Raw genomic sequence first — 26,651 nt, forward strand, 5'->3', positions numbered from 1 at the left:
TATTGAGAAGCGATCGCCGCGCCGCCGGAATGTCGGGCGACATGGTCGCATGCGTTCGGTACTTTCAGAGGGAATGACAACCGGAACGCCTTCGGTCGCTGTGACCTAGAACTTGTCGGCGACCTGAATGCCTGCCGGTCCAAGAATGACGGCGACCAGCACCGGCAGGAAGAAGAGGATCATCGGCACGGTCAGCTTCGGCGGCAGGGCTGCGGCCTTCTTCTCGGCGGCCGTCATGCGCTGGTCGCGACTTTCCTGCGCAAGGACGCGCAGGGCCTGGGCGATCGGCGTGCCGTAGCGGTCCGCCTGGATCAGCGCCTGGACCACGGATTTGACCTCTTCGAGACCGGTGCGCTGCCCGAAGTTTTCAAGCGCCGCCCGGCGCTCGGGCAGGAACGACAGTTCCGCCGTCGTCAGCACCAGCTCTTCCGCAAGCGGCTGCGACTGCGAAGCCACCTCGTCGGCGACACGACGCATGCCCAGTTCCATCGACACGCCCGATTCGACGCAGATCAGCAAGAGATCCAGTGCATCCGGCCAGGCCCGGCGTATCGACGCCTGGCGCTTGGAGATGGCGTTGGTCACGACGATGTTCGGCGCGTAGAAGCCCAGATAGGCAAACCCGATCGCAAAGAACAGCCGCACCATGAACGGTTTGTCGACAAAGTTGCCGAGCACGAAGATATAGACGAGCGCGACGAGCAGGAACAGGAAGGGCAGGCAGAAGCGCGCGAACAGGAAAGTGTTGAGAGCGTTCTGCGAGCGGAAGCCGGCCATTTTCAAGCGGTTGACCGTGTTGTCGTCGACGAGGGCGGAGCGCAGGTTGAGGCGTTCGACGATCTGCCGGATGGAGGCGTTGTTCTGCCCGCGCAGGTTCGCCCTGCCGTTTTGAACTTCGGCGGCAAGCCGTGCGCGTTCGCGTGCCCGGATCTGCTCGCGTTCGGTTGCAACCGACTTCATCCGCTTGCCGAGGTCGCCGCGCTCGAACAACGGCACGATCAACGAATAGAAGGTCGCGAGCACGGCGAGTGAAACCAGAACGGCGATGACGACGTTGGGATCTGTCAGGGTCTTGATCAGGTTCGTGCTCATCGACGCCCCTCAGATGTCGAAGTTGATCATGTTGCGCATCACCCAAATGCCGATGCTCATCCAGAACAGGCCGGCACCGATGATCAGATGACCGCGCGGGTCGGTGAACAGCACCATCAGGTAGGCTGGCGATGTCAGGTGAACCAAAAGCGCGACGATAAACGGCAGGGAGCCGATGATGCAGGCCGACGCCTTGGCCTCCATCGACATGGCGCTGACCTTCGCCCGCATCTTCTTGCGCTCGCGCAGAACCTTCGACAGGTTGCCGAGGGCTTCGGACAGGTTGCCACCTGCCTGCGCCTGGATGCTGATCACGATGGCGAAGAAATTCACCTCCGGCAGCGGGATGCTGTTGACCATGCGGGCGCAGGCCTCGGACACGCTCAAGCCGACCTGCTGGGATTCCACCACGCGACGAAACTCCGTCCTTACCGGCTCCTGGCCGTCCGAGGCGATGAGGCGCAGCGCGTCGTTGAGGGGAAGCCCCGATTTGATCGAGCGAACCATGACTTCGAGCGCATTGGGGAACTCTTCGAGGAACTTCTTGCAGCGGCGCTTGATCAGGAAGCCGACAAGCCAGCGCGGCAGGCCGAGAGCTGCAATCAGGGCGATGCCGACGCCGACGGCGACCCCGGTTCCCAGCATCAGCACGAGCAGAAAGGCGAACAGGCCGAAGAGCGCGCTGAACAGGTAGAAGCGCTCGATGGAGACCGACAGGTCCGCCTGGGTCAGTCGCACCTTCATCGAAGGTGCTGCCTTGGTCGAGCGCTCCTGCTGTTTCTTTTCCAGTTCCTTCAGCGAATCCTGGACGGATTTTCGCCGTTTCGACAGTTCGCTCACGCGGTCACGCGCGGCCTTCACCTTGGCACGGTCGGTTTCCGCGGCGCTGATCCTGCGCACCCGGCCTTCCGCCTTCTTTTCGCTTTCGATGCGCGAGAACAGCAGGCCGTAGGCAAGTGCGGCCGCCGAAATGGCGACCAGGGCGGCCAACGCCAGGACGGTGATGTCTATCCCGAACATCGCAGCTCCTAGCCCTTGTCCATCGCGTCGAGGGTCGCGGCCAGCCGCTTGTCCTCGTTGAAGTAGCGGGCGCGGTCCCAGAAATGCGGCCGGCCGATGCCGGTCGAAACGTGGCGGCCGATGATCCGTCCGCCTGCATCCTCGCCGTCGATCTCGTAACGCATCAGGTCCTGCGTGATGATCACATCGCCCTCCATCCCCACGACCTCGGTAACGTGGGTGATGCGGCGCGAGCCGTCGCGAAGGCGGGAGGCCTGGATGATCACGTCCACCGAGCCTGAGATGATCTCGCGCACGGTCTTGGCCGGCAGCGTGTAACCGCCAAGCGCGATCATCGATTCCATACGGCTCAGGCATTCGCGCGGCGTGTTGGCGTGGATGGTTCCCATCGACCCGTCGTGGCCGGTGTTCATCGCCTGGAGCAGGTCGAAGACCTCCGCTCCGCGCACTTCGCCGACGATGATCCGCTCCGGCCGCATGCGCAGGCAGTTCTTGATGAGATCGCGCATGGTGATCTCGCCCTCGCCTTCGATGTTCGGCGGGCGGGTTTCGAGGCGCACGACATGCGGCTGCTGCAGTTGCAGCTCGGCGGTGTCTTCGCAGGTGATCACCCGCTCGTCCGTGTCGATGTAGCGCGTCAGGCAGTTGAGCAGCGTCGTCTTGCCCGAACCGGTGCCGCCCGAAATGACGATGTTGCAGCGGACGCGGCCGATGATCTGCAGGAGAACGGCGCCCTCGGGTGTGATCGAACCGAAGCGGACGAGCTGCTCGAGCGTCAGCTTGTCCTTCTTGAACTTGCGGATGGTCAGCGCCGTGCCGTCGATGGCGAGCGGCGGGGCGATGACGTTGACGCGGGATCCATCCGGCAGGCGGGCGTCGCAGATCGGGCTCGATTCGTCGACGCGGCGGCCGACCTGGCCGACGATGCGCTGGCAGATCGAAAGCAGCTGCGCGTTGTCGCGGAACCGGATCTCCGATTCCTGGACCTTGCCGGCGACTTCGATGAAGGTCTGGCCGGCACCGTTGACCATGATGTCGGCGATGTCGTCACGGGCGAGCAGTGGCTCGAGCGGACCATAGCCCAGAACGTCGTTGCAGATGTCATCGAGCAGTTCCTCCTGCTCGGAGATCGACATCGCGAAGTTCTTGATGGTGATGATGTCGTTGACGATATCGCGGATTTCCTCGCGCGCGCTCTCGGTGTCGAGCTTGGCGAGCTGCGACAGATCGATCGTATCGATCAGCGCGGAAAAGACCTGCGATTTCGTGTCGTAGTAGTCTTCCGTACGCGCCTGACGCCGCCGTGCCGGCGGGGCCGGCGGCTGCGCCCTCGAACCTGCGGACGGTGTATCGGCCAGAACCGGGACGGCGCGCTCGACGACCGGCGCCTGCACCGCAGTCACGATCGGCGGAGGGGCGGAACCCGGGGTGCCGCCTTTGCCGAAGCCTTCGTTTCCGCGTTTGCCAAACATCTCAGTAACCCTACGTCCTATTTCCTGCCGAGCGCTGCGAGCATCTTGCCAAGGCCGCCACGCCGGGCCTTCTTCATCGTCACACGGCCGGTCAGAAGATGTGCAAGCTGCGAGAAGGTTTCGGCGGCGGGCGCCTTCTTGTCGATCTCGGCGATCATCCGGCCGCTATTCGACGCATTGCCGAACAGGGCTGCGTCGAAGGGAATGATGGCGGCCGCTTCGATTTCCAGGGAATCGCAGAACTCGTTCGCGGCGATCTCCGGACGTTTCGGCATGCCGACCTGGTTCAGCACCAGGTGCGGCGGCTTGTCGTTGGGACGCAGCTTCTTCATCGCGTCGAGCAGGTTCTTGGCGTTGCGCAGGCTCGCAAGATCGGGGATGGCCGTGATCACCACTTCGTCGGCCTCGCCAAGCACGGACCGCGTCCAGTCGGTCCACAGATGCGGAATGTCGAGAACGGAAACCGGGGCGCTGCGCTGCAGGATCTCGAGGATCGGGTGGAAAGCTCCGGTCTCGAAATCATAGGCACGGTCGAGCATCGAAGGGGCGGCAAGCAGCGAAAGGTGTTCGGAGCACTTGGTCAGCAGGCGATCGAGGAACACTTCGTCCAGGCGCTCCGGCGCAAAGACCGCCTCGGCAATGCCCTGCGGCGGATCCTGGTCGAAGTCGATGTTGGCGGTGCCATAGGGCAGGTCGAGGTCGGCAAGGATAGTCTCGGTCGAGAACAGGCTGGAGATGCCCCAGGCGCAATTGTGCGCGATCACGGACGAGCCGCAGCCACCCTTCGCGCCGATGAAGGCGATGCTGCGACCGAGCGGCTCCGCATCGGGATCGACGAAGATTGCCGATACGGCAGTCAGAATGTCCGGCATCGACACCGGCGCGACCATGTATTCGGAGATGCCGTTGCGGATGAGGTCGCGGTAGAGCCCGATATCGTTGTGCTTGCCGACGAGGATCACCTTGGTGCTCGGGTCGCAGACCTCCGCCAGCGGCGCCAGTTCCGCCAGCAGCGACTGCGGCTCCGTCGTCGTCTCGAGAATGATGAGGTTGGGCGTCGATACGGTTGCAAACATGTTTGCGGCAGCATCGATGCTGCCGCTGTTGATGCGCAGGCTCACCTTCGCCATGCGCCGATCCTGCCCGCACCGCTCCATCAGCCGCAGCATCGCGTTGCTTTCGCAGAACGCATGGATCGAAATCCGCGGCAGCGGCCGAACCTGTTCCAGGTCGCTCATACGCGCATCGAAGGACGGTTCGTCCCTGTCGCCGCCGGTCTCGATCCTGTAATCGATCGTGCTCATCTCTTCATCCAGCCGATATCAGTTGGTGGGGACGGTCGAGCCGCCCTTCTTCTCGGTTCCACGCCAATCCGAGATCACCTTGCCGCGCTGCGTGGCGTCGATCGGCGACATCTGGCGCGGACCGAGGAGGTCCGTGGGGTTGGCAAGCTGGGCCGCAAGGTTCGATTGCGAGGCGCAGCCGAAGTTGTAGTAGTTGTTGTTTTCCAGGGTGTTGAGGTTCAGGTCCTCCGGCCAAGTGCCGCAAGGCCCCGTCTGCGCGGTAATCGCCACATAGCTCAGGCGGATGGGTGCCGCGTCGCCATAGGGTCCGGCATCGTAGCTCGTCTCCAGCAACCTTTTGGCCGGCACGCCGGCGGCAGCGAGCACGCCGCGGATTTCCCGGCGCATCGCCTGGGCTGCGTGGCTGTTGGCCGCACCGCGCGGCATCATGATCTGCACGACGCCGCTTGCCGAATTGCGATAGTCGGCCGCAAAACCGGCGATGACGTCACGCGTGCCCTGGGTCAGACGGCGATCGCCCGAGGCGATCGGGATATCGATGACGCGTTCGCCTTCGGCAAGCACGATCGGATGTCGGGTGCGGTAGTCGTCGGGGATGGAGCCGGTCGCAAGGTTGTCCTTCGTGCCGCAACCGGCGAGCAAGGCGCCGGCCAGCGCCAGGACGGCCGCCCGGCTCGTACGACGAAGCAATACTCTGGACGGGCTTGAGGACATGGCATTCGGCCTTTCGGAATTCGCGTGGGAATCGGTTCGAAGCGTCATGACCCAGCCTATTTGTAGATGAAGCCAACGTTGCCGTGGTAGCGGCCCGCAGGCGCCGCTGCCTCCGGCCGGCCGTAGATGCGGTTCACGCGGCCGAGGAAGAAGCTGTCGAGATCGTTGACCGGGTTGAAATTATCATCGGGCCGGGCAATCGCGCTTCTGGCGACCGGGCGAACCAGGTAGGGCGTGGCGATGATGACCAGTTCGGTCTCGTTGCGCACGAAGTCCTTGCTGCGGAAGAGGGTTCCGAGGATCGGGATCTTCGCCGCACCCGGCAGACCGGACATCGCCTGGCGAATATTGTCCTGAACGAGACCGGCGATCACGATCGAGCCGCCGGACGGCAGTTCGACGCTGGTGGAGGCCTCGCGCTTGCGAATCCCGAGGAAGGTGTTGCCGGGGATGGTGGTTCTGCCGTTGCCGGTGACGACGGAACCCTCGTAGGTCGGCTCGGAAACGTTCGTCTCGATCTTCAGGCTGATGCGCCCAGGCCCGAGCACGACCGGCTTGAAGTTCAGGCGGATACCATATTCGACATCATTGACTTCGCGAGTGACTGAGTCTTCCCGGACTTCTTGCGTTCCCGCCAGGCGGAACTCGCCGCCGACATAGAACTTGGCTTCCTGTCCCGAAATCGCCGTGAGGCTCGGCTCAGCGAGCGTCCGCATCACGCCGGCCTGCTCCATCGCGTTGATGTAACTGGAGATCGTGGTGCCGCCGACGGTCTTGCTAATGATGGCGTTCACGCCGACGCCGACCGCGTCGCCAAGGTTGGCCGGGTTGCGGAAGGCGATGCCGCTTTCTCCGTCGCCGACGCGGCCGTTGAAGCCGAGCTGTTTCAGGACCTGCCGGCTGACCTCGGCCACGGTGACCTTGAGATTGACCTGGTCGTCGCCATCGATGGTCAGCAGGTTGACGATCTGCGACACCTGCCGGTCTTCGGCGAAGATGTCGGCGTCACCATTGTTGCCCTGGGCGGTGATATTGCGCGTGGTCGCCTCACCGCCCTGGAGGAAGGCCTTGGCGAGGTCGACCGCTCGGCTGGAATCGAGCGGCGTGCGCACGGTCCCGGTCAGGACGATGTTGTCCGAGATGATCTCGACGTTGATGTCGGCGTCCGGAATGAAGCGGCGCAGGTTGGATTGGAGGTTGGCGATGTCGCGCTCGACCTCGATGTCGAGGGAAACGATCTCCTCGCCGTTGGGGCCGAAGACGAAGATGTTGGTTTGGCCGACGGACTTTCCGAAGAGGTAGATGCGTCGCGAGGTGCGGGTCACGGCGTCGGCGAGCGTCGGGTCGGCGACGAGGATGTCATGCGCGTCGGCAGGCAAATCGACGACCACGGCTTTGTTCAAGCCGAGGCTCACCTTCTTCTTCGCGCCGGGACCACTCTCGACGATCCGCACGACCGAAGACGCAGCCGCCAGTGCCACCGTCGGCGCCGGCAGATACATGCCGGTAACCGCCAGGCAGAATGATAGGCCGGCTGCGACAGACGCCCGAAATGTATTTCCGCTCCGTTTCACCTTGTGCCCCGTTCTAACCTGGTTCCCGCTCGTGTTTCTTGCTGCTGCTTATTGCTGTGCCTGGCCGACCGAGCCATCACTCTTGACGATGGAACCGGACTTGATGACCTGAATGTTCGGTTGGCCGTCGCCGCTCAGCAGATAGTCCGCGGCGTCCGTGTCGGGCTCCTGCGCATCCGCGACGCTTCTGAGCGCCAGCGAAATGCGTTCCGCCATTTGCTGCGCGACCGTCATCACCTTCGACTGGTCGGGGGTCAGTTCCAGCGTGGCCGTGGTTCCGACCACCGCCTTCGTGCCGTCGTCCTTCTCCTCGACCTGCTGGTCGATCGCGAGTACGCGCACATTGCTGAGCACGGTTTCGGTCAGGTAGAGCTCGCCGTCGCCCTTGCGCACCATGATCACGTCGACACGGTCGTTCGGCAGGATGAAACCGCCGGCACCGGTGGCGACGGTGATTTCGGTCGCGACGGCACGCTTGCCCGCCGGCAGCAGCGACGACATGATGCGGCTGGAACTGTCTGCGACTTTTTCGCGGCGCACCGGTTCGCCGTTGAAGATCGGCAGGCGCACGACCGCGCCGCTCAGATCGTCGATCGCCGACGGCTGATTTTCTTCGGTAATGACGCCATCGACCACCCCGTCCTTCGGCCAGGCCATCCAGTGGATGGAGTCACCGCCCAGTCTCGACCCGACGGGCAGGCTCTTGCTGGCGACAAGCACATTGACGGAGGGCGCGCGCTCGACGACCGGTTCAGCCAGATGCGGCGCAGGGGCGCGCGTCAGCTTCATCGCCAAAAGACCGGCCATCGCAGCCGAAAGAACGGCCACTGCCAGTATGATGATGCGAACCGGTTTCATGATTGTTTCCGAGCCCCGAAAGAATGCCAGGCTCAGATTGATCAGGAATTGGTGTAATTATGGTTAACGGATTACTTATGAGGGCGGTTAACGAAAGCTGATCGTCGGCGCGCAGGGGCCTCTCAAGAGAGCCGCGCAAAAGCCGCTTCCACGAGCGGCGACGAGGGGTAGGCGGCAAAGCCGCCAAGCGCGATCGCTATCCCGTAAGGAATTTTCTTGGCCGTCAGAAGCAGATGCGGGAAGGGAATGCCGCTCGCGAGAATCGTGTTCTCCTGTCGGCGCAGCAAGAGTACCGCAAGCGTCAGCAGGCCGCCAAAGATCGAGACGTAGAGCAGAAAGGCCGTCAACGACGGCGTCATGCCGAACCAGAGGGCGCTGGCCGTCAGCAGCTTCGCATCGCCGCCGCCCATAACGTTGGTGGCAAACAGGACAAAGCATACGACAAAGACGAGTGCGGCAGCGGCCAGATGCAGGCCGATCTCGGCAAAGCCCAGTCCCGCCATCGGTGCAACGAGGAAGAAGGCGCCCAGCAGGATCGCGGAGACACGGTTGGGGATCGTCATCGTCAGCAGGTCGGAAAACGCTGCAAACCCCAGGCAAAAGGGGAAAATCACAAAGATCGCAGCCTCGGTCATGGGTCCCCGCCTCCGAGGTGAGTACACGCAACCTTCGTTGCTCTCAGGAGTCCAGATAGCTGTGGAGCCGCCTTAAGGGGCGGCTCCACCTCAGGTTCTTACTTAGCCTCTCACGCCACTCGTTTCCGTCCCGACGCGATCACCGATGCCATCGAATGCTTCGTTCAACGCGTTGCCGAGGGTGCTGGCACCAGCGATCAGGGCAACCGAGATGAGGGCTGCGATCAGGCCGTATTCGATGGCGGTCGCGCCGGACTCGTCCTTCATCAGACGGGCAAAAATCTTCTTCATGATGATTCTCCTACTTCACGTTTGTTGTTCAGCACTTCCGCCAACTGTTGCCGTTGATCGGATGAACCTCAAACTAGTCCTGGCGCATTGCCATCGACTTAAGGAAGGCGGTTACCTGAAGGTTAACGAGACGTCCCTGATTTTTGGGTAAACGAACAGAAAACGGCGAAGCCTGCGCAAAGTCCCGACAAGACCGACTTAACGGTTCATTCACCAAGACCGGTAAGTATGGCCTGACCACCACCTCAGGGACCCGCCATGACCACGCCATCCGCGGCCGGCCGCGCCGCCATATTCGCCTTCGCGATCGCCGCCCTCGTCCCATCGGCCGCAGCCGCCGCCGAAAGCGACATAATGCGCGTGTATATGGATCACGCGCGCGTGTTGAAGCTCGATCGGCCGATCAGCAAGGTCATCATCGGCAACGCCGAGGTGGCGGACGCAACGGTCGCGGATGCGCGTACGATCGTCATTACCGGCCGCAACTTCGGCACGACCAATCTGGTCATCCTCGATCAGGATGGCAACGCCATGGTCGACGAACGAATCCTGGTTTCGATCGACGAGGGCAACACGGTGCGCGTCTATAAACAGACGTCGCGCACCGTTCTTTCCTGCACGCCAAATTGCGAGCGCCATGCGGATCGCAAAACCGCAGGTAGCACCAATTGATTTTTATGGGTCCAAAGCCCGTGATTCGTTAAAATGTGCATGATCCCTTTGAACGAAATATCAACGGTTGCCTCATAATGTGCCGCCCGTCTGGCGTAACATGATGGGACGGTGCAATGAACATCGAGCAGGGCATGGGGTTGCCGATCGAGGCGGCCGAAAACAGGCGAAAAGGCATTTTCAGTCGCTTCCTTCGCAACCGCAAGGGCACGACGAGCATCGAGTTCGCCATCCTCGCACTCCCCTTTTTCGTGGTGATCTTCGCCTCGCTTGAAACCTTTGCGGCCTTCTACGGCGACCAGCTGCTGGCGAACGCAACCGAGACGATGGCGCGCAAGGTCCGCACCGGCCAGATTACCTTCCAGCAGGGTAAACCGACCGATATGAGCGAGATCGAGTTCCGCCAGGCATTCTGCGAGGAGATCTCGGTTCTGATGAAGTGCTCGGCCACCGAAGCCGGCCAGCCCTCGCGATTCTTCCTGGACGTCAAGGCGGTCAACGACCTCAGCAAGTTTCCCGTGCTGATCCCGCGGAAGGCCGATTCGACCGACATCGACACGAGCGGCTTCAAGTTTGCCCCGGGCGGCCCCGGATCCTTCAACATGCTTCGCGCCTATTATCGCTGGAGCGTGTACACGGACCTCGTCCGGCCGTTCATCACCAACCTGCGGCCCGCCGGTTCAAGCATGCCGAAGGACTATCTCATGGTGGCGACCACCACCTTCCGAAACGAGAGCGAGTGAGGCGCCCGTGAGCCCGTATTCCGCGTTAGAAATCCTGCGCCTCAAGCCGATCACCAATGCCCTCGGCGCGCTGCGGCGCGACCGAAGCGGCGTCGGCGCCGTCGAATTCGCGATCGTCGCGCCGCTGCTGGTAGTGGCCTATCTCAGCGCGTTCGAACTCTCGGTCGGCTTTACCGTTGCCGGCAAGACCGCGCGCGCCGCAAGTGCGACCGCCGACATCGTCGCGCAACAGACGGAGGTCAACAAGGCCTTCCTCGCCAACATGTCGAACATCGCCAAGAGCATCCTGGCGCCCTACGGAAACGCCAACTACACGCTGAAGATCACCGGCATCGAGGTCACGAACAGCAATGAGGGCACGATCCGGTGGTCGCGCGATCAACGCGGCGGCACGCCCTACACCGCGAACACGAAGGTTTCCCTGCCCGGTCAGTTCGCGGTCAGCCAGTCCTTTGTCATTCGCACCGAACTGATCGTGCCACACGAGCTTTTGGTCTATGCGTCTGGTCTTCAGGCCACGGCGAAGACCATCGATATCTCCGAGACGGCTTACTTCCACGCGCGCCTTTCCCAGCCGATAAAATGCTCGGATTGCTGATCGGACAGTCGTCCGACGCAATTGCATTGAGCACCGAGCGGCGCTATCCCTTCGAGATTGCGCTGGCCCCCTAGAAGGGCGCCGGCGCCTCCACGAAGTTTTCGGGCCGCGACTATCGCGCCCGCTGTCAGGTGCATCATGGCGCGTGCATTTCTATTCGTTCTCGATTCCTTTGGCATAGGCGGAGCGCCGGACGCCGAAGCCTTCGGCGATCTCGGGGCCAACACGCTTGGCCATATCGCCGAGTCCTGCGCCGCTGGCGCCGCCGATCGGGCAGGTTTGCGCGAAGGACCGCTCAGCCTGCCGAACATGTCGGCGCTCGGGCTCATGCATGCGGCCAAGCTTGCGACCGGTAGTATTCCCCAGGGCATGCCGGTGCCCAATCGCGTCTACGGCGCCTATGGCGCTGCGAGCGAAGTGTCGCGCGGTAAGGACACGCCCTCCGGTCATTGGGAAATCGCCGGAACCCCCGTCATGTTCGACTGGGGCTACTTCTCCGCCGAAGGCGACGCCTTTCCACCGGAACTCGTCGAAGCGATCTGCCGCGAGGCCAACATCCCCGGCATCCTCGGCAATTGCCATGCATCCGGCACCGACATCATCGCGCGCCACGGCGAAGAACATATGCGCAGCGGCAAGCCGATCTGCTACACGTCGTCGGACTCGGTCTTCCAGATCGCGGCGCACGAGCAGAGCTTCGGCCTCGACCGACTGCTCGAGCTTTGCCTGATCGTCCGCCGCCTTCTCGACGACTACAACATCGGCCGCGTCATCGCCCGCCCCTTCGTCGGCACGAGCCCGCAGACCTTTGTCCGCACCGGCAACCGGCGCGACTTTTCCGTGCTGCCGCCGGAACCGACGGTCCTCGACCGGCTGTCGGAGGCCGGACGCACGGTTCACGCCATCGGCAAGATCGGCGACATCTTCGCCCACCAGGGCGTGACGAAGCTGACCAAGGCCGACGGCAACATGGCGCTGTTCGACGCAAGCATCGCAGCCATCGACGATGCCGAGGACGGCAGCCTGGTCTTCACCAATTTCGTCGATTTCGACATGCTCTATGGCCATCGCCGCGACGTCGCCGGCTATGCGGCGGCACTCGAGGCCTTCGACGCGCGCCTGCCGGATCTCGACCGTCGCCTGCAGCCCCATGACATCGTCATCCTGACGGCCGACCACGGCTGCGACCCGACCTGGCGCGGCACCGACCACACGCGCGAGCGCGTCCCGGTGCTGATGTTCGGGCCGTCGCTGCGCAGCCGCTCGCTCGGCGTCGCCAACACCTTCACGCATATCGGCGAAACCGTCGCCAAACATCTAGGCATCGCGCCGGGCCACCATGGGAGAAGCCTGATTTGACCGCACATCTGAAGAAGGCGGAACTGCATTGCCATATCGAGGGCGCAACGCCGCCCGAACTGGCTTTGGCTCAGGCCGAAAAATACGGTCTCGACACCAGCGCGATCATCCGCGACAAGACCTACGTCTGGGAAGACTTCACCAGCTTCGTGAAGTGCTACGATGCCATCGCCTCGCTGTTTCGCACCCAGGAAGACTACGCGCTGCTGGCGGAAGCCTATCTGACCGAACTTGCCGAGGCCGGAACGATCTATAGCGAAATCATCGTTTCGCCCGACCACGGCAACACGATCGGCCTAGGTGCCCACGCCTATCTGGAAGGGCTTGCGGCCGGCATGGAGGCCGCCCGGCAGAAGACCGGCATCGAATCGCGCATGCTGATCACGGGCATCCGCCACCTCGGCCCGGAATCGGTGATCAAGACCGCCGAGTTCGCGGCCAGGCGCGAGCACGCGCTCGTCACCGGCTTCAACCTTGCCGGCGAGGAACGCATGCACAAGGTCGCCGACTTCGCGCGCGCCTTCGACATCGTGCGTGACGCCGGCCTCGGGCTGACGATCCATGCGGGCGAACTCTCGGGCGCCTTCAGCGTGCGCGACGCGCTCGACCACGTGCGCCCGTCGCGCATCAGCCACGGTGTCCGGGCGATCGAAGACATCGATCTGGTGGGGCGTCTAGCCGACGCCGGTGTGGTGCTCGAGGTCTGCCCGGGCTCCAACATCTCACTGCAGGTCTTCCCGGATTTCGCCTCGCATCCGCTCCGAGCGCTGCACGAGGCGGGCGTGCGCGTGACGCTCAACTCCGACGACCCGCCGTTCTTCCATACGTCGCTCGCACAGGAATACGACATCGCATCGGCGGTGATGGGTTTCAGCGACGATGAGATCAACGCCATGACCCGGACCGCGATCGAAGCCGCCTTTGTCGACGAGGCTACGCGCCAGCGGCTGCTCGCGCGGATCTAGGGGCCGCAGGTCACGATTTGCCGGCTGGGGATGACGGTCTCCGGCCGGCCAATACCCTTGCGGCGACGACGCATTCCATGGAAAAAGGACGGATACAAAAAATCCGGAAAGGTGAGCCATGAACGGCGTTACAGTGATCGATCACCCGCTTGTGCAACACAAGCTGACCATCATGCGCAAGAAGGAGACCTCGACCGCGGGTTTCCGCCGGCTTCTCCGGGAAATTTCGACGCTGCTCTGCTACGAGGTGACGCGCGATCTCGAACTGACGATGGAGCGCATCGAAACGCCGCTGCAGGAAATCGACTCGCCGATCCTCGAAGGCAAGAAGCTTGTCTTCGCCTCGATTCTCCGCGCCGGCAACGGGCTGCTCGAAGGCATGCTCGAACTCGTGCCTTCGGCCCGCGTCTCCCATATCGGCGTCTATCGCGACCATGAGACGCTGGAGGCGGTCGAATACTACTTCAAGGCACCGGAAAGCCTGTCGGAGCGCCTGATCATCGTCGTCGACCCGATGCTTGCCACCGGCAATTCCTCGATCGCGGCGATCGACAAGCTGAAGGAGCGCGGCGCCAAAAACATGCGCTTCCTCTGCCTCCTCGCCGCTCCCGAAGGCATCCGCAATTTCCAGAGCGCGCACCCCGACGTGCCGATCTTCACCGCTTCGATCGACAGCCACCTCAACGAGCTCGGCTACATCATGCCGGGCCTCGGTGACGCCGGCGACCGCATGTACGGCACCAAGTGATTTCCTGATCCTTAACCAGGATCTGAAGCCGATGAAAAAACCGCCGGATCCCGGCGGTTTTTTCATGCCGTCTTAGGCGCCATCCGTTCTACTCGTGCGAGCATCTGTTCGATCGAGAGGTGGTTTCGATGCTCGTCCGTCTACTGACATTGGCCGGCGCTGCGGCAGTCGCGGCAATGGTCGTCCCCAATCTCGCGACCACCTTCCTGTCCCGAGAGGACAACGGAAAGGCCGCGAAGGAGCTTGCAGCGCCGCCGACGAGCACCGCAAAATACGCGATGGGACGCAGCGTCGTGCTCGACGCCGACGAGAGAGGCCACTTCTTCGGCACCTTTCGCATCAATGGGCGAACAGAGCGCGGACTGGTCGATACCGGTGCCAGTGCGATCGCCATCAACCTTTCGACCGCGCGGCGGCTCGGAATTTCTCCGGGTGCGCTCGACTTTACGGCGGCGCGCGTCAGCACCGCCAACGGCGTCGTCGGGGCAGCTCCGGCCACGCTCGGCCGTATTGAGATCGGCGGCATATCGGTGCGTGACGTGCAGGCGCTGGTGCTGCCGGACAAGGCGCTCTCCGGCACGCTGATCGGCATGACCTTTCTCAACCGATTGTCGTCCTTCCGCGTCGAGGACCGCGCTCTGCACCTCGTCAGGTGATCTTCGCCAGGATCGGCGATCTTTTCTCCGGTTCGACGTCGTCGATCGTATAGAGCTCCAACAGGCGACGTCGGGCCGCTGCCGCAGCGTCCTCGTCGGCGGCGTGAACGAAGGCGATCACGTCACCCTTCTCCACCCGTGTTCCGAGCGGCTTCAGCGCGTCAAAACCGACACGATGATCGATCCTGTCGTCCGGATGCGAACGGCCGCCGCCGAGCGCGATGACGGCCATACCCAGTTCCCGCGTCTCGCAGGCAACGAGATAACCGGCCTGCTCGGCTTCAACCGGAACGATCACCGGCGCACGCCCGAGATAGGCGACCGAGCGCTCGACGAAATCGACGGGGCCGCCCAGCGCATGCACCATCTTCCCGAAGCGTTCCAGCGCCGCACCGCTGCCAAGCGCTTTTCGCGCCAGGACTTCTGCCTGTTCAGCATTGCCGGCGACGCCGCCGGCCACCAGCATTTCGGCGGCAAAAGCCAGCACGACCGTTTCAAGCCGCGTACCCTTCTTTTCACCCCGAAGGAAGGCCAGACAATTGTCGATCTCCAGCGCATTGCCGGCGGCGTCGGCCAGCGGTTCGTTCATGTCGGTCAAAAGTGCTGAGGTGCGAACGCCGGCGCCGTTGGCGACGTCGACCAGCGAGCGCGCCAAAATCTCGGCCTCGCGCGTGTCGCTCATGAAGGAGCCGTTGCCGAGCTTGACGTCGAGCACCAGCGACTGAAGACCGGCGGCGAGCTTCTTCGACAGGATCGAGGCCGTGATCAGCGGTACCGAGTCAACGGTCGCGGTGACGTCGCGGATCGCATAGAGGCGCTTGTCGGCCGGTGCGAGATTGGCCGTCTGGCCGATGATCGCGCAGCCGATCCCGTCCACCGTCCTGCGGAACACCGCCGCCGACGGCTGGATATCATAGCCGGGGATCGATTCGAGCTTGTCGAGCGTGCCGCCGGTGTGGCCGAGGCCGCGTCCCGATATCATCGGCACGGCGAGGCCGCAGGCGGCAACGATCGGCGCCAGCATCAGCGAGACGTTATCGCCGACGCCTCCGGTCGAATGCTTGTCTGCGATCGGGCGTGAAACGCCACTCCAGTCGAGTGTTTCGCCGCTGTCGCGCATCGCGAGCGTCAGCGCCACGGTCTCTTCGCGGCTCATGCCCGAGAACCAGACCGCCATGGCGAAGGCGGCGACCTGCCCTTCGGAGATCGAGCCATCCGACAGGCCGCGAATGAAATCAGCGATCTCGGCCGGGGCGAGGTGTTCGCCGTTGCGCTTGCGCCTGATGGTTTCCTGCGGAAGCATCGTCACCCGCGCACCGCGTCGGCCGCGATCATTTCGGCGAGGATTGCGGCGAGCCGCTTGCCGCCGATCGGCGCCATGTCCTTCGTCTCGTGATGGCTGATCTCGCCACCGGTCATGCCGGCACCGAAATTGGTGATCACCGATGCGGCGACGACCCGGAGGCCGAAGAAGCGCGCGAGGATAACCTCCGGAACCGTGGACATGCCGACGGCGTCGGCGCCGAGGACGCGCGCCATGCGGATCTCCGCCGGCGTTTCGAAGCTCGGACCGGAGAACCACATATAGACGCCGGCGAGGAGCGGAATGCCGAGGCGATCGGCGCTCTCCTGCATTCTAGCGGCAAGATCGGCATCATAGGCATTGGTCATGCCGACGAAGCGGTCGTCGCTTTCGACACCAATCAGCGGGTTGAAGCCCGAATAGTTGATATGGTCGGAAATCCGCATCACCGATCCCGGCGGCAGATCCTCCCGCAGCGACCCGGCGGAATTGGTCAGCACCAGGCACTCGATGCCAAGCGCCTTCAGGGTTTCCAGCGGCAGGCGCATCGCATTGGCGTCGCCCTGCTCGTAGTAGTGGACCCGACCGGAAAGCATGACGACCGGCACGCCCGAGAGCGTTCCGGCCACGAGCTCGCCGGCATGGCCGGAGACGCTGCTGACCGGGAAGCCGGGGATGTCGGCATAGGAGAGCCGCAAGGTCTCGTCCAAGGCCTTGACCAGCGAGCCGAGGCCGGAGCCGAGCACGATGCCGTAGCGCGGAGAAAGACCGCCGAGCCGGGCCTTCAGCAATTCAGCGGCCGCGGTCATCCCAGAATCTCGGTCTCGAAGCTGTGCGGCAGCAGGTCCGACAGAGCCAGCGTCTTTTTCACGCCGGTCTCGTCACACAGGAAGATGCGCGTGCTGGCGCCGGAAAACTCCGCCAGCCGCTGGCGGCAACCGCCGCAGGGCGGGCAAAGCGCCAGCTTCTCGGCGATCACGGCCACCTCCATGATCTTGCGCTGGCCGGCCATGACCATATGGCTGATGGCAGTGGTTTCGGCGCACCAGCCCTCGGGAAACGACAGGTTCTCGATGTTGGCGCCGGTATAGATCTTTCCGTCCTCGGCGCGGATCGCCGCGCCGACCGGAAATTTCGAGTAGGGCGCATGTGCCTTGGCCATGGCGTCACGCGCGGCTTCGAACAGTTCCTTTTCCATGGTTCTAGCGCTCCTTGACATAGGGGACGCCGCCGGCCTTCGGCGGGATGGCCTTGCCGATGAAACCGGCAAGCAGGATCACGGTGAGGATATAGGGCAGCGCCTGCATCAGCTGCACCGGCACCTGGCCGATCAGCGGCAGCGGGTTGCCCTGCAGACGGATCGCCAGCGCGTCGAGGAAGCCGAAAAGCAGGCAGGCGAGCATGATGTTGAACGGCCGCCACTTGGCGAAGATCAGCGCCGCGAGCGCGATGTAGCCCTTGCCGGCGGTCATGCCCTTGACGAAGCCGGCGGTCATGGCCAGCGACAGATAGGCGCCGGCAAAGCCGCAGAGAATGCCGCAGCAGATGACGGCGCGATACCGCATCCAGATCACCGAAATACCGGCCGTGTCGACTGCGCCCGGATTTTCGCCGACGGCGCGCAGGCGTAGGCCGAAACGGGTTCGATAGAGGATCCACCAGCTGATCGGAACCATGGCGAAGGCAACATAGGTCAGGATGAAATGTCCGGAAAGCAGGTCCGAATAGATCGGGCCGAGGATCGGGATTTCCCGGATACTGTCGGCATAGGGGAAGGTGATCGTCTGGAAGCGCGCGCCCTCACCGAGCGCCGGCGTGCGGCCCCCCTGGCGGAACCAGGCTTCGCCGAGAATGACGGTCGAGCCGGCGACGATGAAGTTGATCGCGACGCCCGAAACGATCTGGTTGCCGCGCTGGGTGATCGAGGCGTAGCCATGCACCAGCGACAGCGCGATCGAGATCAGGATAGCGGCGAGCAGGCCCATCCACACGGACTGGGTGACGGCTGCGACGGCGCCGGCGGCAAAGGCCGCACCGAGCATCTTGCCTTCGAGGCCGATGTCGAAGATGCCGGCGCGCTCGGTGAAGAGCCCTGCCAGCGCTGCAAAGATCAGCGGAACGGATACGCGGATGGTGGACTCAAGGAGCACCACGAGGACGTGGAAGAAATCCATGGCTTCAAGCTCCCTTGGTCTGTGCCACGACAGCCGCACGGCGGCTCTGCATCGCGAACAGCCGGGCGATCGCCGGCCGGAACATGTTTTCGAGCGCACCGGCAAAGAGAATGACCAGGCCCTGGATGATGACGATCATGTCACGCGAGATCGACGGCATTTCGAAGGAGATCTCGGCGCCGCCCTGATAGAGCATGCCGAAGAGAACGGCCGCCGGGATGATGCCGGCCGGATGCGAGCGGCCCATCAGCGCCACGGCGATGCCGACGAAGCCGGCACCTTGAACGAAATCGAGCTGCATGCGCCCCTGTTCACCCATGATCGGGTTCAGCGCCATCATGCCGGCAAGCGCACCCGAGATCATCATGGTGATGACGGTGATGCGGCTCTCGCTCATGCCGGCGTAACGCGCGGCCGAAGGACTGTGGCCCATGGTGCGCATCTCATAGCCGAGCTTGGTCCGCCAGATCAGCAGCCAGACGCAGAAGGCCGCGACCAGCGCCAAAAGGAACGACACGTTGAACGGCGCCGTGCCGATGTCCAACCCGAAGATCGCAAGCAGCCAGTCGAGCTTGGGCAATTGTCCGCCTTCGGCGAAGGTCCGCGTCTGCGGCGACATCGAGCCGAGCGGCTTCAGCACGCGCGTCAGCAGGTAGACCATCAGGCTCGAGGCGATGAAGTTGAACATGATCGTCGTGATGACGATATGGCTGCCGCGCTTGGCCTGCAGCCAGCCGGGCAGGAAGGCCCAGGCGGCGCCGAAGAAGGCGGATCCGAGGATCGCCAGCGGAAACACCACGAACCACGGCATCGTCTGGTCGAGCCAGAGGCAGGCGAGCGCAACGCCGATACCGCCGACATAGGCCTGGCCTTCGCCGCCGATGTTGAAGAGGCCGGCATGGAAGGCGACCGCGACGGCAAGACCGGTGAAGATGAAGGTGGTGGCGTAGTAAAGGGTGAAGCCGAGATATTCGCCGCGGCCGAAGGCGCCGTTGATCAGGTGATAGGCCGCTTCCAGCGGGTTTTCACCGACGAGCAGCACGACAAGACCGGCAACGAGGAAGGCAACGGCGAGGTTGATCAGAGGGATGAGGCCATATTCGGCCCAGCCCGGAAGCTTGGCATAGGGGGTGCTCATTCTGCGGCCTCCTTGCGGCCTTCAACGCCGGCCATCAGCAGGCCGAGTTCGCCTTCTGTCGCGTCCGGTCCACGTTCACCGACCACACGGCCGGCGAACATGACCAGGATACGGTCCGACAGGGCGCGGATTTCATCGAGTTCGACGGAGACCAGGAGGACAGCCATGCCCTGGTCGCGCATCTCGATGATCCGTCTATGGATGAATTCGATGGCGCCGACATCGACGCCGCGCGTCGGCTGGCCGATGATCAGGACATCGGGGCCGCGCTCCATTTCGCGCGCCAGCACGATCTTCTGCTGGTTGCCACCGGAAAAGTTGGCGGTCTTCAGCCGCGGATTCGGTGGGCGGATGTCGTATTCGGCGATGCGCTTCTCGGCATCCTTGCGGATCGCGTCGACGTTCAGGAAGACGCCGTTGAGGTAGCGCTTGTCGTGGTGGTAGCCGAGGATCGCGTTTTCGCATTCCTCGAACTTCAGGACGAGACCCACATGGTGGCGGTCTTCCGGCACATGGGCGAGACCACGATTACGCAGTTCGGAGGGATCGGCGCGGCCGGTGACCTCGATGGGCTTGCCGTTCAGAAGCACGGAACCCGACACAGCACGGCGAATGCCGGAGATCGCTTCGAGCAGTTCGGACTGGCCGTTGCCAGCAACACCGGCGATGCCGACGATCTCGCCCGCCTTCAGGTTGAAGGAGACGTTGTCGACCATGGTGACGCCGCGGCCGTCCTTGACCGTCAGGCCTTCGACCGCAAGCTTCACCTCACCGGGCTTGGCCTCGCCCTTTTCGACACGCAGCAAGACGCGACGACCGACCATGAGCTCGGCAAGCTCTTCCACCGAGGTCTCGGCCGTCGTGCGCGTCGCCACCATCTCGCCGCGGCGCATGACCGAGACCTCGTCTGTGATCGCCATGATCTCGCGCAGCTTGTGGGTGATGAGGATGACGGTCTTGCCCTGGTTCTTCAGCTGTCCGAGGACGCGGAAGAGGTGATCGGCCTCGGCCGGCGTCAACACGCCTGTCGGTTCGTCCAAGATGAGGATATCGGCCCGGCGATAGAGCGCCTTCAGGATCTCGACGCGCTGCTGCAAGCCAACGGGCAATTCCTCGATGACGGCATCCGGATCGACTTCCAGCGCATATTCGCGCTCCAGCCGCTTCAGTTCGACGCGCGCCTTGGCGATGCCCTTGTTGAGGATCTGGCTATCCTCGGCGCCGAGCATGATGTTTTCGAGCACCGTGAAATTCTCGACCAGCATGAAGTGCTGGTGGACCATGCCGATGCCGGCGGCGATCGCGGCATTCGGATCGCGGATGGCGACGGGTTTTCCGTCGACGAGGATTTCACCGCTATCGGCCTGATAGAAGCCGTAGAGGATCGACATCAGGGTCGATTTTCCCGCACCGTTTTCGCCGATGATGCCGTGGATCGTCCCTTTTCGGACCTTTAGATTGATGTTCTTGTTGGCGTGGACCGGACCGAAACTCTTGTCGATCCCACGCAGCTCGATGGCAATATTGTCCATATTGGCCTTGCGATCCCCAAACTGGCCCGCTTCGGCATTCTTCCCAGAAACCGTGCCGGCGATTTTTTTACCATTTGGTCTAAGTTTATCATCGATTTTTCGGGGCGAAAGCCCTCAACCGTGATCTCCTTATACTCTCATCAGATCGCTGGTGAGAGTCCAGCGTGAATATACACAGGCACTTGGACGCGAAAAACCGGCGACAACGGGTGCCGCCGGTTCTCTTCTTGGGAGGCCTGGATGGTTCAGGCAGCGCGCACGGGGCGAAGCAGCCTGAGCGCGTTCATCGTGACAAGCACGGTGGCGCCGGTGTCGGCAAGGATGGCCGGCCAAAGGCCGGTGACGCCGATGATCGTTGTCACCAGGAAGACAGCCTTCAGGCCGAGCGCGATAGTGATGTTCTGGACGATGTTGCGCATGGTCGAGCGGGAGAGCCGGATCATCGCCGCCACATCGCCCACCCGGCCATGTAAAACGGCCGCATCCGCCGTTTCCAGCGCCACGTCCGTGCCGCCGCCCATGGCGATGCCGATATCGGCAGCCGCCAGCGCCGGCGCGTCGTTGATGCCGTCACCGATCTTGGCGACGTTGAAGCCTTCCGCCTTCAATTCGCGCACGATGCGCTGCTTGTCCTCGGGCAGCAGCTCGGCGCGAACCTCCATGCCGAACTGGCGGCCGATCGCTTCGGCCGTGCGGCGGTTGTCGCCGGTGAGCATGACAACGCGCAGGCCGGCATCGGTCAGTGCTTTCACACCCACCGCCGCATCCGGCCGCGGTTCGTCGCGCATGGCGATGGCGCCGGCGATGTGGCCCCCGGCCACCAGCACCGAAACCGTCTTGCCTTCGTCGTTGAGGGCGGCGACGCGCGCCTTTTCCTCCGCCGTCATGGGCGCGCGCTCGGCGGCGGCCTTGGGCGAGCCGAAGAACAGCGCGATGCCTTCGACGGTGCCTTCGAGCCCTTTGCCGCCGACCGCATTCACGGTTGCGATACTGGGAATGGCGACCCCATCGGCCGTGCTGCGCTCCAGGATGGCACGGGCAAGCGGATGGCTGGAGCCCTGCTCAAGTGCTGCCGCCAGGCGCAAGACCTCAGCCTGCGACCGGCCGAAGCCGACGATATCGGTCACCTGCGGTTTGCCCTCGGTGAGCGTTCCGGTCTTGTCGAAGGCGGCGGCCGTGACCTTGCCGACATTCTCCAGCACGGCGCCGCCCTTCATCAGCAGCCCGCGCCTTGCGCCGGACGAAAGGCTGGCGGCGATCGCCGCTGGCGTCGAGATGACCAGCGCACAGGGGCAGCCGATCAAGAGGATCGCGAGACCCTTGTAGATCCACTCATCCCAGGAGCCGCCCCAGAGAAGCGGCGGAAGCACGGCAACCAGCGCCGCAACGACGACGACACCCGGCGTATAGTAGCGGGAGAAACGGTCGATGAAGCGCTCGGTCGGTGCCTTGCTTTCCTGCGCCTCCTCCACCATGCGGACGATGCGCGCGATGGTGTTGTCGGCAGCGGCGGCCGTGACCCGGACGCGCAGCGCGCCGGAGCCATTGACAGTACCCGCAACCACGGTGTCATCGACTTCCTTGCGCACCGGCGTGCTCTCTCCGGTCACCGGCGCTTCGTCGACAGCGCTTTCACCGGACAGAATGACGCCATCGGCCGGGATACGGTCGCCGGGGCGTACGAGAATGACGGCGCCGACGCGGAGCGCCTCGGCGGTCACTTCGTCCAGCCGGCCATCGCGTTCGACAAAGGCGGATTTCGGGACAAGTGCCGTCAGCGACTGGATGCTGGCGCGGGCCTTGCCGGCGGCCACGCCTTCCAACAACTCGCCGATCAGGAACAGCAGCACGACCATGGCCGCCTCTTCCGTCGCACCGATGAAGACCGCGCCGACGGCGGCGATCGTCATCAGCATCTCGATCGAAAAGGGCGTGCCCATGGTCGCGGCAGCAAAGGCGCGGCGCGCAATCGGCAGGAGACCGACGAGCATGGCCAGCGTGAAGATCCAGGGCTCGGTCGCCGGAATCGTCTTGCCGACGGCATAGGCGGCGATCAGCGCAAGGCCGCTGGCGATCGTCAGCTTGCCCTTGCCCGATTTCCACCAGGGACCGCTCGTCGGGCCATGGTCGTGGCCGTGCAGCCCCATCGCCGCTGCCGCGGTCTCGCCCTTCTGGCCGGTGTTGCCCGCGTGATCACGGGCGTCGTCACCGTGTCGATGCCCATGATCATGGGCATGATCGTGAGCGTGACTGTGACCGTCGTCATTGTGGTCGTGGTCATGGTGGTGATCATGATCGTGAGCGTGCCCGGAGCAGACATGTGCCGCTTTCCGCTCCGGCGCCTGGCCGGACTTGATCGGATGCAGGCGATAACCGAGTTTTCCGACCTTGCTCACAATGGAGGTCGCCAGATCGTTCTCATCGGCAAACCTGACCGACATGGTGCCCGCCGATACCGAAACCGACACGTCCTCGACGCCCGAAAGCCTGCGCACCGCCGTATCGATCTTGGACGCGCAGGACGCGCAATCCATGCCTTCGACGCGATAACGGGCTTCCCGAATAGTGCTCGCCATAACCTGCTCCTTGCAAATTCTGAAGCAAGGCTACGACCTCTAGCAACTAGAGCTACAAGGCCAAATTGCTGCCTGAATGCAGATTTTTTGGCGAATTATCGCGACAGGAAGCGGATGACCCAGTCGGCAATGCCCCGATAGGGCGGCTTCACCAGGTCGCTCGGCGCCGGATCAAGTTTTCTCAAGACCGGCATCGCCTCGGAGAAGGTCCGGAAACCGTCGCGCCCGTGATAGTGGCCCATGCCGCTGGCGCCGACGCCTCCGAAAGGCAGGTCATTGCAGCCGAACTGGTAGAGCGTGTCGTTGACGCAAACCCCGCCTGCAACAACACGTGACAGGACGGCCTCGATCTCAGCGTTGTCGCGACTGAAGCAATAAAGTGCAAGCGGGCGGTCGCGACCGAGCACATAGGCTATAGCCTCCTCGATGGAAGCGCAACTGACGATGGGAAGAATCGGCCCAAAAATTTCTTCGGCCATGACGGCGCTGTCGCGGTCCGGATTGAGGACCAGGGTTGGCGGCAGGATGCGCGGACGCGCCGCGGTGCCCTCTGTGCCTTCGAGAAGGGGAACGACCTTATGGCCGCGCGCCTCGGCATCCGCAATCAGCCGCTTCAGGCGCTCGTGCTGGCCGTCATTGATGATCGACGTGTAATCGTTAAGGCCGCGCTTCGAACGATAACGGGCTGCGATTTCCCGTTTCAGCAAGTCGATGAAGGCGTCGCGCTTGCCTTCATGGATCAGGACATAGTCGGGCGCGATACAGGTCTGCCCGGCATTGAAGAACTTGCCGGTTGCGATGCGTGTGGCGGCCTTGGCCAGATCCGCGGCTTCGCCGACGATTGCCGGCGATTTGCCGCCGAGCTCCAGCGTGACGGGCGTCAGGTTCAGCGCGGCCGCCGCCATCACCTTGCGGCCGACGGCGGTCGAGCCGGTGAAGAACAGATGATCGAAGGGCAGTGCCGAGAAGGCGGCCGAAAGCTCCGCCGACCCGAGTGCGACCGCCACCCGCGTCTCGGGAAAGACTTCGGCAAGCAGCGAGCGAAGGAATTCCGCGGTGCGCGGCGTGTGTTCGGCCGGCTTCAGGTGCACGTGGTTGCCGGCTGCGATCGCCGCCACCAGCGGGGCAAGCGCCAGGTTGACCGGATAGTTCCACGGCGAAATGATGCCGACGACACCGAGCGGCACGAAGCGCACTTCGGCCTTCGCCGGCCATAGCTTCCAGCCGGCTTTTCGCCGTTCCGGCCGAACCCAATGGTTGAGCTTCGCCAGCGTGTGGTCGATTTCCGAGAGCACGACGCCACCTTCGCCAAGCAATGTCTCATGCCGCGCGCGATGGCCGAAATCCTGATCGATCGCCTGGCACATCTCCTCCATGCGGGTGCGCAGGCGATCCCTGAGCCGGCTCAGGTCCGCGCGGCGCTGCTCGACGGACGGCCGATTGTCGCGCCAGGCCGCACGCAGGCGGTCGAAGGTGGCACGAAGGTCTGAAGAGTTGTCAGCGGAGGTGATCATCGGTCGAGCGGGCAAAGAGCCATTGGGCGGCATAATAGGTGCCGAGCACCCAGAGCGCGTTGAACGGGATTGCGAAGCGGAAACGGCCATAGGCGAGAATGCTGTCGCTGATCAGGAACAACAGGCCGCCATAGGCGGCGAGCCGTGCAGCCATTGCCTCAGGCGTTCCCGAAAGCTGTCGGGCGCGGGAAATGGCCTGGGCTGCCATGGCGCCAAGCGCCAGCGCGTAGATGATGACGGGAATGCGCATTTCCGCAGGAAGCGAGGTCCAGAGCCCACCGACAACGGCGAGCGCAACGAGGGCAAAGGCCGCGAAGATACCTTTGCTTTCGGCAAATTTGGCATCACGGGTGAGCGCATAGATATAGGCGCAATGGGTCAGCAGGAAGCAGACAAGGCCCGCCAGGAAATAATCACCCGGCAGCATGAGGAAGATGTCGCCGGCTGCCGCGAAGACGAGGCCGATGGCGACCGCCCAGGCGTAGGCGCTGGGTGCTTGGGAGATCGTTCGCAACACCGCGACCAGAAGCAACAGGGTCGCCGTCGGTTTCGTCAGATAATGCAGCCAGCGCCAGAAAGAATCGTCCGAGGCGGAAAGCAGGCTGCCGAGGATTGCCAGGCCGGCACAGACAAAAAAAAGCGCGTAGGCGGGTCGATTTCGCTGAACTTGCAAGGTTCCCTCATAACTCATGCAGCACCACTCCCCGCCGCGTCCGAGCCGCGTTTCGACTCTGTTTTCGGTAACGGCGATAGTTTCTATTTTTACGCGATTGTCCAGCGCAGCCGCACGACATCGAGAGCGGCCACGTTTTCCTGACGGTACGTGACTCCAGATCGTCCTTGTCATGAACCGCTTTTTTCACACCCGGATTGCCCCTTTGCCGGCGGCTGTCCCATAGTGCTTTGATGACCACCAGTCCCGCCAAGCGGCCGCGACCAAAGTCGGCGCCCGAGCTTCTGTTGCTGCACGCCTTGCCGCTCGACGGCTCGATGTGGGCAGAGCAGATGCGTCTCCTGCCGGGTGCATCCCATGCGCCAAGCCTCTATTGCGCAGGCGAGACCCTTCACGACTGGGCGCGGGCCGCGCTCGAACCGGTCAAGGGCGACAACATCATCGTGGTCGGCTGTTCCGTCGGCGGATCCTGCGCACTCGAGGTCGCGATGATCGCGCCCGAACGGGTATCTTCTCTCGTGCTCATTGGCACGAAAGCGAGACATCGGCCCGATCCGGCTTTCCACACACGCGCTCTTCGGGTGATCGAGGAGCATGGCCTGGAGGCGGCCTGGGAAACCTACTGGGCGCCGTTGTTCTCACGCGCCACGAGCGCCGCCGTGATCGACCAGGCGAAGAAGATGGCACTGCGGCATTCACCCGGTGAGATCGCCCGCGGGGTCAGCGTGTTCCACACGAGACCGAGCCGGGATGATTGCCTCTGCGCGTTTCCCGGCCGAATCACGATCGTCAGCGGTGGGGACGACATCGCTCCCGGGCCAAAGATCAGCGCCTCCCAGGCGGAAGCCGCCCTCGATGGGCATCTGCGTATCATCCCCGATTGCGGTCATTATGTTCCCTTGGAGCGGCCCGATGCGCTCAATCGAATTCTGGCTGAGGTGATCGCGGCGCAGCGGCAAGAGTGATAAGCACTTGGTGTTGTGCTGGCGCCGAGCGCGCTTCGCGCTGGTTGGGCCTTGCTTTGTTACCCCAGAACGTCA

General features: G+C 63.4%; 26 protein-coding genes. 8 read left to right on the top strand and 18 right to left on the bottom strand.

All coding sequences use genetic code 11. The features are described 5' to 3' along the window. Positions 1 to 105 precede the first annotated feature (105 nt). The 9 genes from XB14_RS17840 to XB14_RS17880 form a co-directional block, all read right to left on the bottom strand. Entirely contained in the window at positions 106 to 1,092 is a 987-nt protein-coding gene (locus XB14_RS17840) for a type II secretion system F family protein (protein WP_077962875.1), read from the bottom strand. A gap of 9 nt (positions 1,093 to 1,101) precedes the next feature. Then, positions 1,102 to 2,112: a type II secretion system F family protein gene (locus XB14_RS17845; protein WP_077962876.1), complete on the bottom strand. Its 1,011-nt coding sequence runs from the start codon at positions 2,110 to 2,112 to the stop codon at positions 1,102 to 1,104. A gap of 8 nt (positions 2,113 to 2,120) precedes the next feature. Continuing rightward, complete coding sequence (locus XB14_RS17850) at positions 2,121 to 3,584, bottom strand: CpaF family protein (RefSeq protein WP_077962877.1); 1,464 nt, start codon at positions 3,582 to 3,584, stop codon at positions 2,121 to 2,123. 17 nt (positions 3,585 to 3,601) lie between these two features. Beyond that, positions 3,602 to 4,888: an AAA family ATPase gene (locus tag XB14_RS17855; protein ID WP_077962878.1), complete on the bottom strand. Its 1,287-nt coding sequence runs from the start codon at positions 4,886 to 4,888 to the stop codon at positions 3,602 to 3,604. Between the two features lie 18 nt (positions 4,889 to 4,906). Then, complete coding sequence (locus XB14_RS17860; protein ID WP_143348422.1) at positions 4,907 to 5,602, bottom strand: CpaD family pilus assembly protein; 696 nt, start codon at positions 5,600 to 5,602, stop codon at positions 4,907 to 4,909. A gap of 56 nt (positions 5,603 to 5,658) precedes the next feature. Then, the gene (locus XB14_RS17865) at positions 5,659 to 7,104 is read right to left on the bottom strand and encodes a type II and III secretion system protein family protein (RefSeq protein ID WP_077962880.1); all 1,446 of its coding nucleotides are present in this window, start codon (positions 7,102 to 7,104) and stop codon (positions 5,659 to 5,661) included. 120 nt (positions 7,105 to 7,224) lie between these two features. Continuing rightward, on the bottom strand, positions 7,225 to 8,034 hold the full coding sequence (gene cpaB, locus XB14_RS17870; RefSeq protein ID WP_077962881.1) for a Flp pilus assembly protein CpaB: 810 nt from the start codon (positions 8,032 to 8,034) through the stop codon (positions 7,225 to 7,227). A 122-nt stretch (positions 8,035 to 8,156) separates the two neighbouring features. Next, the gene (locus tag XB14_RS17875) at positions 8,157 to 8,669 is read right to left on the bottom strand and encodes an A24 family peptidase (protein WP_077962882.1); all 513 of its coding nucleotides are present in this window, start codon (positions 8,667 to 8,669) and stop codon (positions 8,157 to 8,159) included. A 102-nt stretch (positions 8,670 to 8,771) separates the two neighbouring features. Continuing rightward, positions 8,772 to 8,960 carry a Flp family type IVb pilin gene (locus XB14_RS17880; RefSeq protein ID WP_077962883.1) on the bottom strand — a complete coding sequence of 63 codons (189 nt, stop codon included), beginning with the start codon at positions 8,958 to 8,960 and terminating at the stop codon, positions 8,772 to 8,774. A 258-nt stretch (positions 8,961 to 9,218) separates the two neighbouring features. Between XB14_RS17880 and XB14_RS17885 the strand changes: the two genes are divergently transcribed. The 7 genes from XB14_RS17885 to XB14_RS17915 all read left to right on the top strand — a co-directional run bounded on the left by XB14_RS17885 (position 9,219) and on the right by XB14_RS17915 (position 14,701). Beyond that, entirely contained in the window at positions 9,219 to 9,632 is a 414-nt protein-coding gene (locus tag XB14_RS17885) for a pilus assembly protein N-terminal domain-containing protein (RefSeq protein ID WP_077962884.1), read from the top strand. 134 nt (positions 9,633 to 9,766) lie between these two features. Beyond that, on the top strand, positions 9,767 to 10,375 hold the full coding sequence (locus XB14_RS17890; RefSeq protein WP_077962977.1) for a TadE/TadG family type IV pilus assembly protein: 609 nt from the start codon (positions 9,767 to 9,769) through the stop codon (positions 10,373 to 10,375). Positions 10,376 to 10,382: 7 nt separating this feature from the next. Continuing rightward, on the top strand, positions 10,383 to 10,973 hold the full coding sequence (locus XB14_RS17895) for a TadE/TadG family type IV pilus assembly protein (protein ID WP_234804066.1): 591 nt from the start codon (positions 10,383 to 10,385) through the stop codon (positions 10,971 to 10,973). Between the two features lie 138 nt (positions 10,974 to 11,111). Beyond that, on the top strand, positions 11,112 to 12,332 hold the full coding sequence (locus XB14_RS17900; RefSeq protein ID WP_077962885.1) for a phosphopentomutase: 1,221 nt from the start codon (positions 11,112 to 11,114) through the stop codon (positions 12,330 to 12,332). Continuing rightward, a complete protein-coding gene (locus tag XB14_RS17905; RefSeq protein ID WP_077962886.1) occupies positions 12,329 to 13,297 on the top strand; it encodes an adenosine deaminase in 969 nt (322 codons plus the stop codon). Before XB14_RS17900 ends, XB14_RS17905 begins: the two co-directional genes overlap by 4 nt. 118 nt (positions 13,298 to 13,415) lie before the next feature. Further along, positions 13,416 to 14,045 (top strand): uracil phosphoribosyltransferase, encoded by a 630-nt coding sequence (gene upp, locus XB14_RS17910; RefSeq protein WP_077962887.1) that lies wholly within the window; start codon positions 13,416 to 13,418, stop codon positions 14,043 to 14,045. A 128-nt stretch (positions 14,046 to 14,173) separates the two neighbouring features. After that, positions 14,174 to 14,701: a TIGR02281 family clan AA aspartic protease gene (locus tag XB14_RS17915; protein ID WP_077962888.1), complete on the top strand. Its 528-nt coding sequence runs from the start codon at positions 14,174 to 14,176 to the stop codon at positions 14,699 to 14,701. On the opposite strand, the gene deoA is transcribed toward XB14_RS17915, so the two are convergent. From deoA to XB14_RS17960, 9 genes are all read right to left on the bottom strand, one after another. Then, the gene (gene deoA, locus XB14_RS17920; RefSeq protein WP_077962889.1) at positions 14,694 to 16,010 is read right to left on the bottom strand and encodes a thymidine phosphorylase; all 1,317 of its coding nucleotides are present in this window, start codon (positions 16,008 to 16,010) and stop codon (positions 14,694 to 14,696) included. The two genes, XB14_RS17915 and deoA, sit on opposite strands and share 8 nt — an antisense overlap. Next, the gene (locus tag XB14_RS17925) at positions 16,007 to 16,813 is read right to left on the bottom strand and encodes a purine-nucleoside phosphorylase (RefSeq protein WP_077962890.1); all 807 of its coding nucleotides are present in this window, start codon (positions 16,811 to 16,813) and stop codon (positions 16,007 to 16,009) included. The genes deoA and XB14_RS17925 overlap by 4 nt, the downstream gene beginning before the upstream one ends. Continuing rightward, complete coding sequence (locus XB14_RS17930; protein WP_034805117.1) at positions 16,810 to 17,202, bottom strand: cytidine deaminase; 393 nt, start codon at positions 17,200 to 17,202, stop codon at positions 16,810 to 16,812. Before XB14_RS17930 ends, XB14_RS17925 begins: the two co-directional genes overlap by 4 nt. Before the next feature lie 4 nt (positions 17,203 to 17,206). Continuing rightward, a complete protein-coding gene (locus XB14_RS17935) occupies positions 17,207 to 18,178 on the bottom strand; it encodes an ABC transporter permease (protein ID WP_077962891.1) in 972 nt (323 codons plus the stop codon). A gap of 4 nt (positions 18,179 to 18,182) precedes the next feature. Further along, complete coding sequence (locus tag XB14_RS17940) at positions 18,183 to 19,316, bottom strand: ABC transporter permease (RefSeq protein WP_077962892.1); 1,134 nt, start codon at positions 19,314 to 19,316, stop codon at positions 18,183 to 18,185. Further along, on the bottom strand, positions 19,313 to 20,848 hold the full coding sequence (locus tag XB14_RS17945) for an ABC transporter ATP-binding protein (RefSeq protein ID WP_077962893.1): 1,536 nt from the start codon (positions 20,846 to 20,848) through the stop codon (positions 19,313 to 19,315). The genes XB14_RS17940 and XB14_RS17945 overlap by 4 nt, the downstream gene beginning before the upstream one ends. 245 nt (positions 20,849 to 21,093) lie before the next feature. Then, positions 21,094 to 23,424, bottom strand: coding sequence for a heavy metal translocating P-type ATPase (locus XB14_RS17950; protein WP_077962894.1), 2,331 nt, complete (start codon positions 23,422 to 23,424; stop codon positions 21,094 to 21,096). Positions 23,425 to 23,519: 95 nt separating this feature from the next. After that, entirely contained in the window at positions 23,520 to 24,938 is a 1,419-nt protein-coding gene (locus XB14_RS17955) for a coniferyl aldehyde dehydrogenase (protein WP_143348424.1), read from the bottom strand. Then, complete coding sequence (locus XB14_RS17960; RefSeq protein WP_077962896.1) at positions 24,922 to 25,629, bottom strand: lysoplasmalogenase; 708 nt, start codon at positions 25,627 to 25,629, stop codon at positions 24,922 to 24,924. The genes XB14_RS17955 and XB14_RS17960 overlap by 17 nt, the downstream gene beginning before the upstream one ends. A 215-nt stretch (positions 25,630 to 25,844) precedes the next feature. On the opposite strand from XB14_RS17960, the gene XB14_RS17965 reads away from it, so the two are divergent. Continuing rightward, positions 25,845 to 26,576 (top strand): alpha/beta fold hydrolase, encoded by a 732-nt coding sequence (locus XB14_RS17965; protein WP_077962897.1) that lies wholly within the window; start codon positions 25,845 to 25,847, stop codon positions 26,574 to 26,576. The last annotated feature ends 75 nt before the right edge of the window (positions 26,577 to 26,651 follow it).

Origin of the sequence: Ensifer adhaerens, from assembly GCF_002007205.1 — a bacterium.
GTDB lineage: Bacteria > Pseudomonadota > Alphaproteobacteria > Rhizobiales > Rhizobiaceae > Ensifer > Ensifer adhaerens_D.

Excerpts from the sequence above, each read along its gene's own strand:
- XB14_RS17840 (WP_077962875.1), bottom strand. The coding sequence starts at position 1,092 with ATGAGCACGAACCTGATCAAGACCCTGACAGATCCCAACGTCGTCATC.
- XB14_RS17845 (WP_077962876.1), bottom strand. The coding sequence starts at position 2,112 with ATGTTCGGGATAGACATCACCGTCCTGGCGTTGGCCGCCCTGGTCGCC.
- XB14_RS17850 (WP_077962877.1), bottom strand. The coding sequence starts at position 3,584 with ATGTTTGGCAAACGCGGAAACGAAGGCTTCGGCAAAGGCGGCACCCCG.
- XB14_RS17855 (WP_077962878.1), bottom strand. The coding sequence starts at position 4,888 with ATGAGCACGATCGATTACAGGATCGAGACCGGCGGCGACAGGGACGAA.
- XB14_RS17860 (WP_143348422.1), bottom strand. The coding sequence starts at position 5,602 with ATGTCCTCAAGCCCGTCCAGAGTATTGCTTCGTCGTACGAGCCGGGCG.
- XB14_RS17865 (WP_077962880.1), bottom strand. The coding sequence starts at position 7,104 with ATGTATCTGCCGGCGCCGACGGTGGCACTGGCGGCTGCGTCTTCGGTC.
- cpaB (WP_077962881.1), bottom strand. The coding sequence starts at position 8,034 with ATGAAACCGGTTCGCATCATCATACTGGCAGTGGCCGTTCTTTCGGCT.
- XB14_RS17875 (WP_077962882.1), bottom strand. The coding sequence starts at position 8,669 with ATGACCGAGGCTGCGATCTTTGTGATTTTCCCCTTTTGCCTGGGGTTT.
- XB14_RS17880 (WP_077962883.1), bottom strand. The coding sequence starts at position 8,960 with ATGAAGAAGATTTTTGCCCGTCTGATGAAGGACGAGTCCGGCGCGACC.
- XB14_RS17885 (WP_077962884.1), top strand. The coding sequence starts at position 9,219 with ATGACCACGCCATCCGCGGCCGGCCGCGCCGCCATATTCGCCTTCGCG.
- XB14_RS17890 (WP_077962977.1), top strand. The coding sequence starts at position 9,767 with ATGGGGTTGCCGATCGAGGCGGCCGAAAACAGGCGAAAAGGCATTTTC.
- XB14_RS17900 (WP_077962885.1), top strand. The coding sequence starts at position 11,112 with ATGGCGCGTGCATTTCTATTCGTTCTCGATTCCTTTGGCATAGGCGGA.
- upp (WP_077962887.1), top strand. The coding sequence starts at position 13,416 with ATGAACGGCGTTACAGTGATCGATCACCCGCTTGTGCAACACAAGCTG.
- XB14_RS17915 (WP_077962888.1), top strand. The coding sequence starts at position 14,174 with ATGCTCGTCCGTCTACTGACATTGGCCGGCGCTGCGGCAGTCGCGGCA.
- XB14_RS17925 (WP_077962890.1), bottom strand. The coding sequence starts at position 16,813 with ATGACCGCGGCCGCTGAATTGCTGAAGGCCCGGCTCGGCGGTCTTTCT.
- XB14_RS17930 (WP_034805117.1), bottom strand. The coding sequence starts at position 17,202 with ATGGAAAAGGAACTGTTCGAAGCCGCGCGTGACGCCATGGCCAAGGCA.
- XB14_RS17935 (WP_077962891.1), bottom strand. The coding sequence starts at position 18,178 with ATGGATTTCTTCCACGTCCTCGTGGTGCTCCTTGAGTCCACCATCCGC.
- XB14_RS17940 (WP_077962892.1), bottom strand. The coding sequence starts at position 19,316 with ATGAGCACCCCCTATGCCAAGCTTCCGGGCTGGGCCGAATATGGCCTC.
- XB14_RS17945 (WP_077962893.1), bottom strand. The coding sequence starts at position 20,848 with ATGGACAATATTGCCATCGAGCTGCGTGGGATCGACAAGAGTTTCGGT.
- XB14_RS17950 (WP_077962894.1), bottom strand. The coding sequence starts at position 23,424 with ATGGCGAGCACTATTCGGGAAGCCCGTTATCGCGTCGAAGGCATGGAT.
- XB14_RS17955 (WP_143348424.1), bottom strand. The coding sequence starts at position 24,938 with ATGATCACCTCCGCTGACAACTCTTCAGACCTTCGTGCCACCTTCGAC.
- XB14_RS17960 (WP_077962896.1), bottom strand. The coding sequence starts at position 25,629 with ATGAGTTATGAGGGAACCTTGCAAGTTCAGCGAAATCGACCCGCCTAC.
- XB14_RS17965 (WP_077962897.1), top strand. The coding sequence starts at position 25,845 with ATGACCACCAGTCCCGCCAAGCGGCCGCGACCAAAGTCGGCGCCCGAG.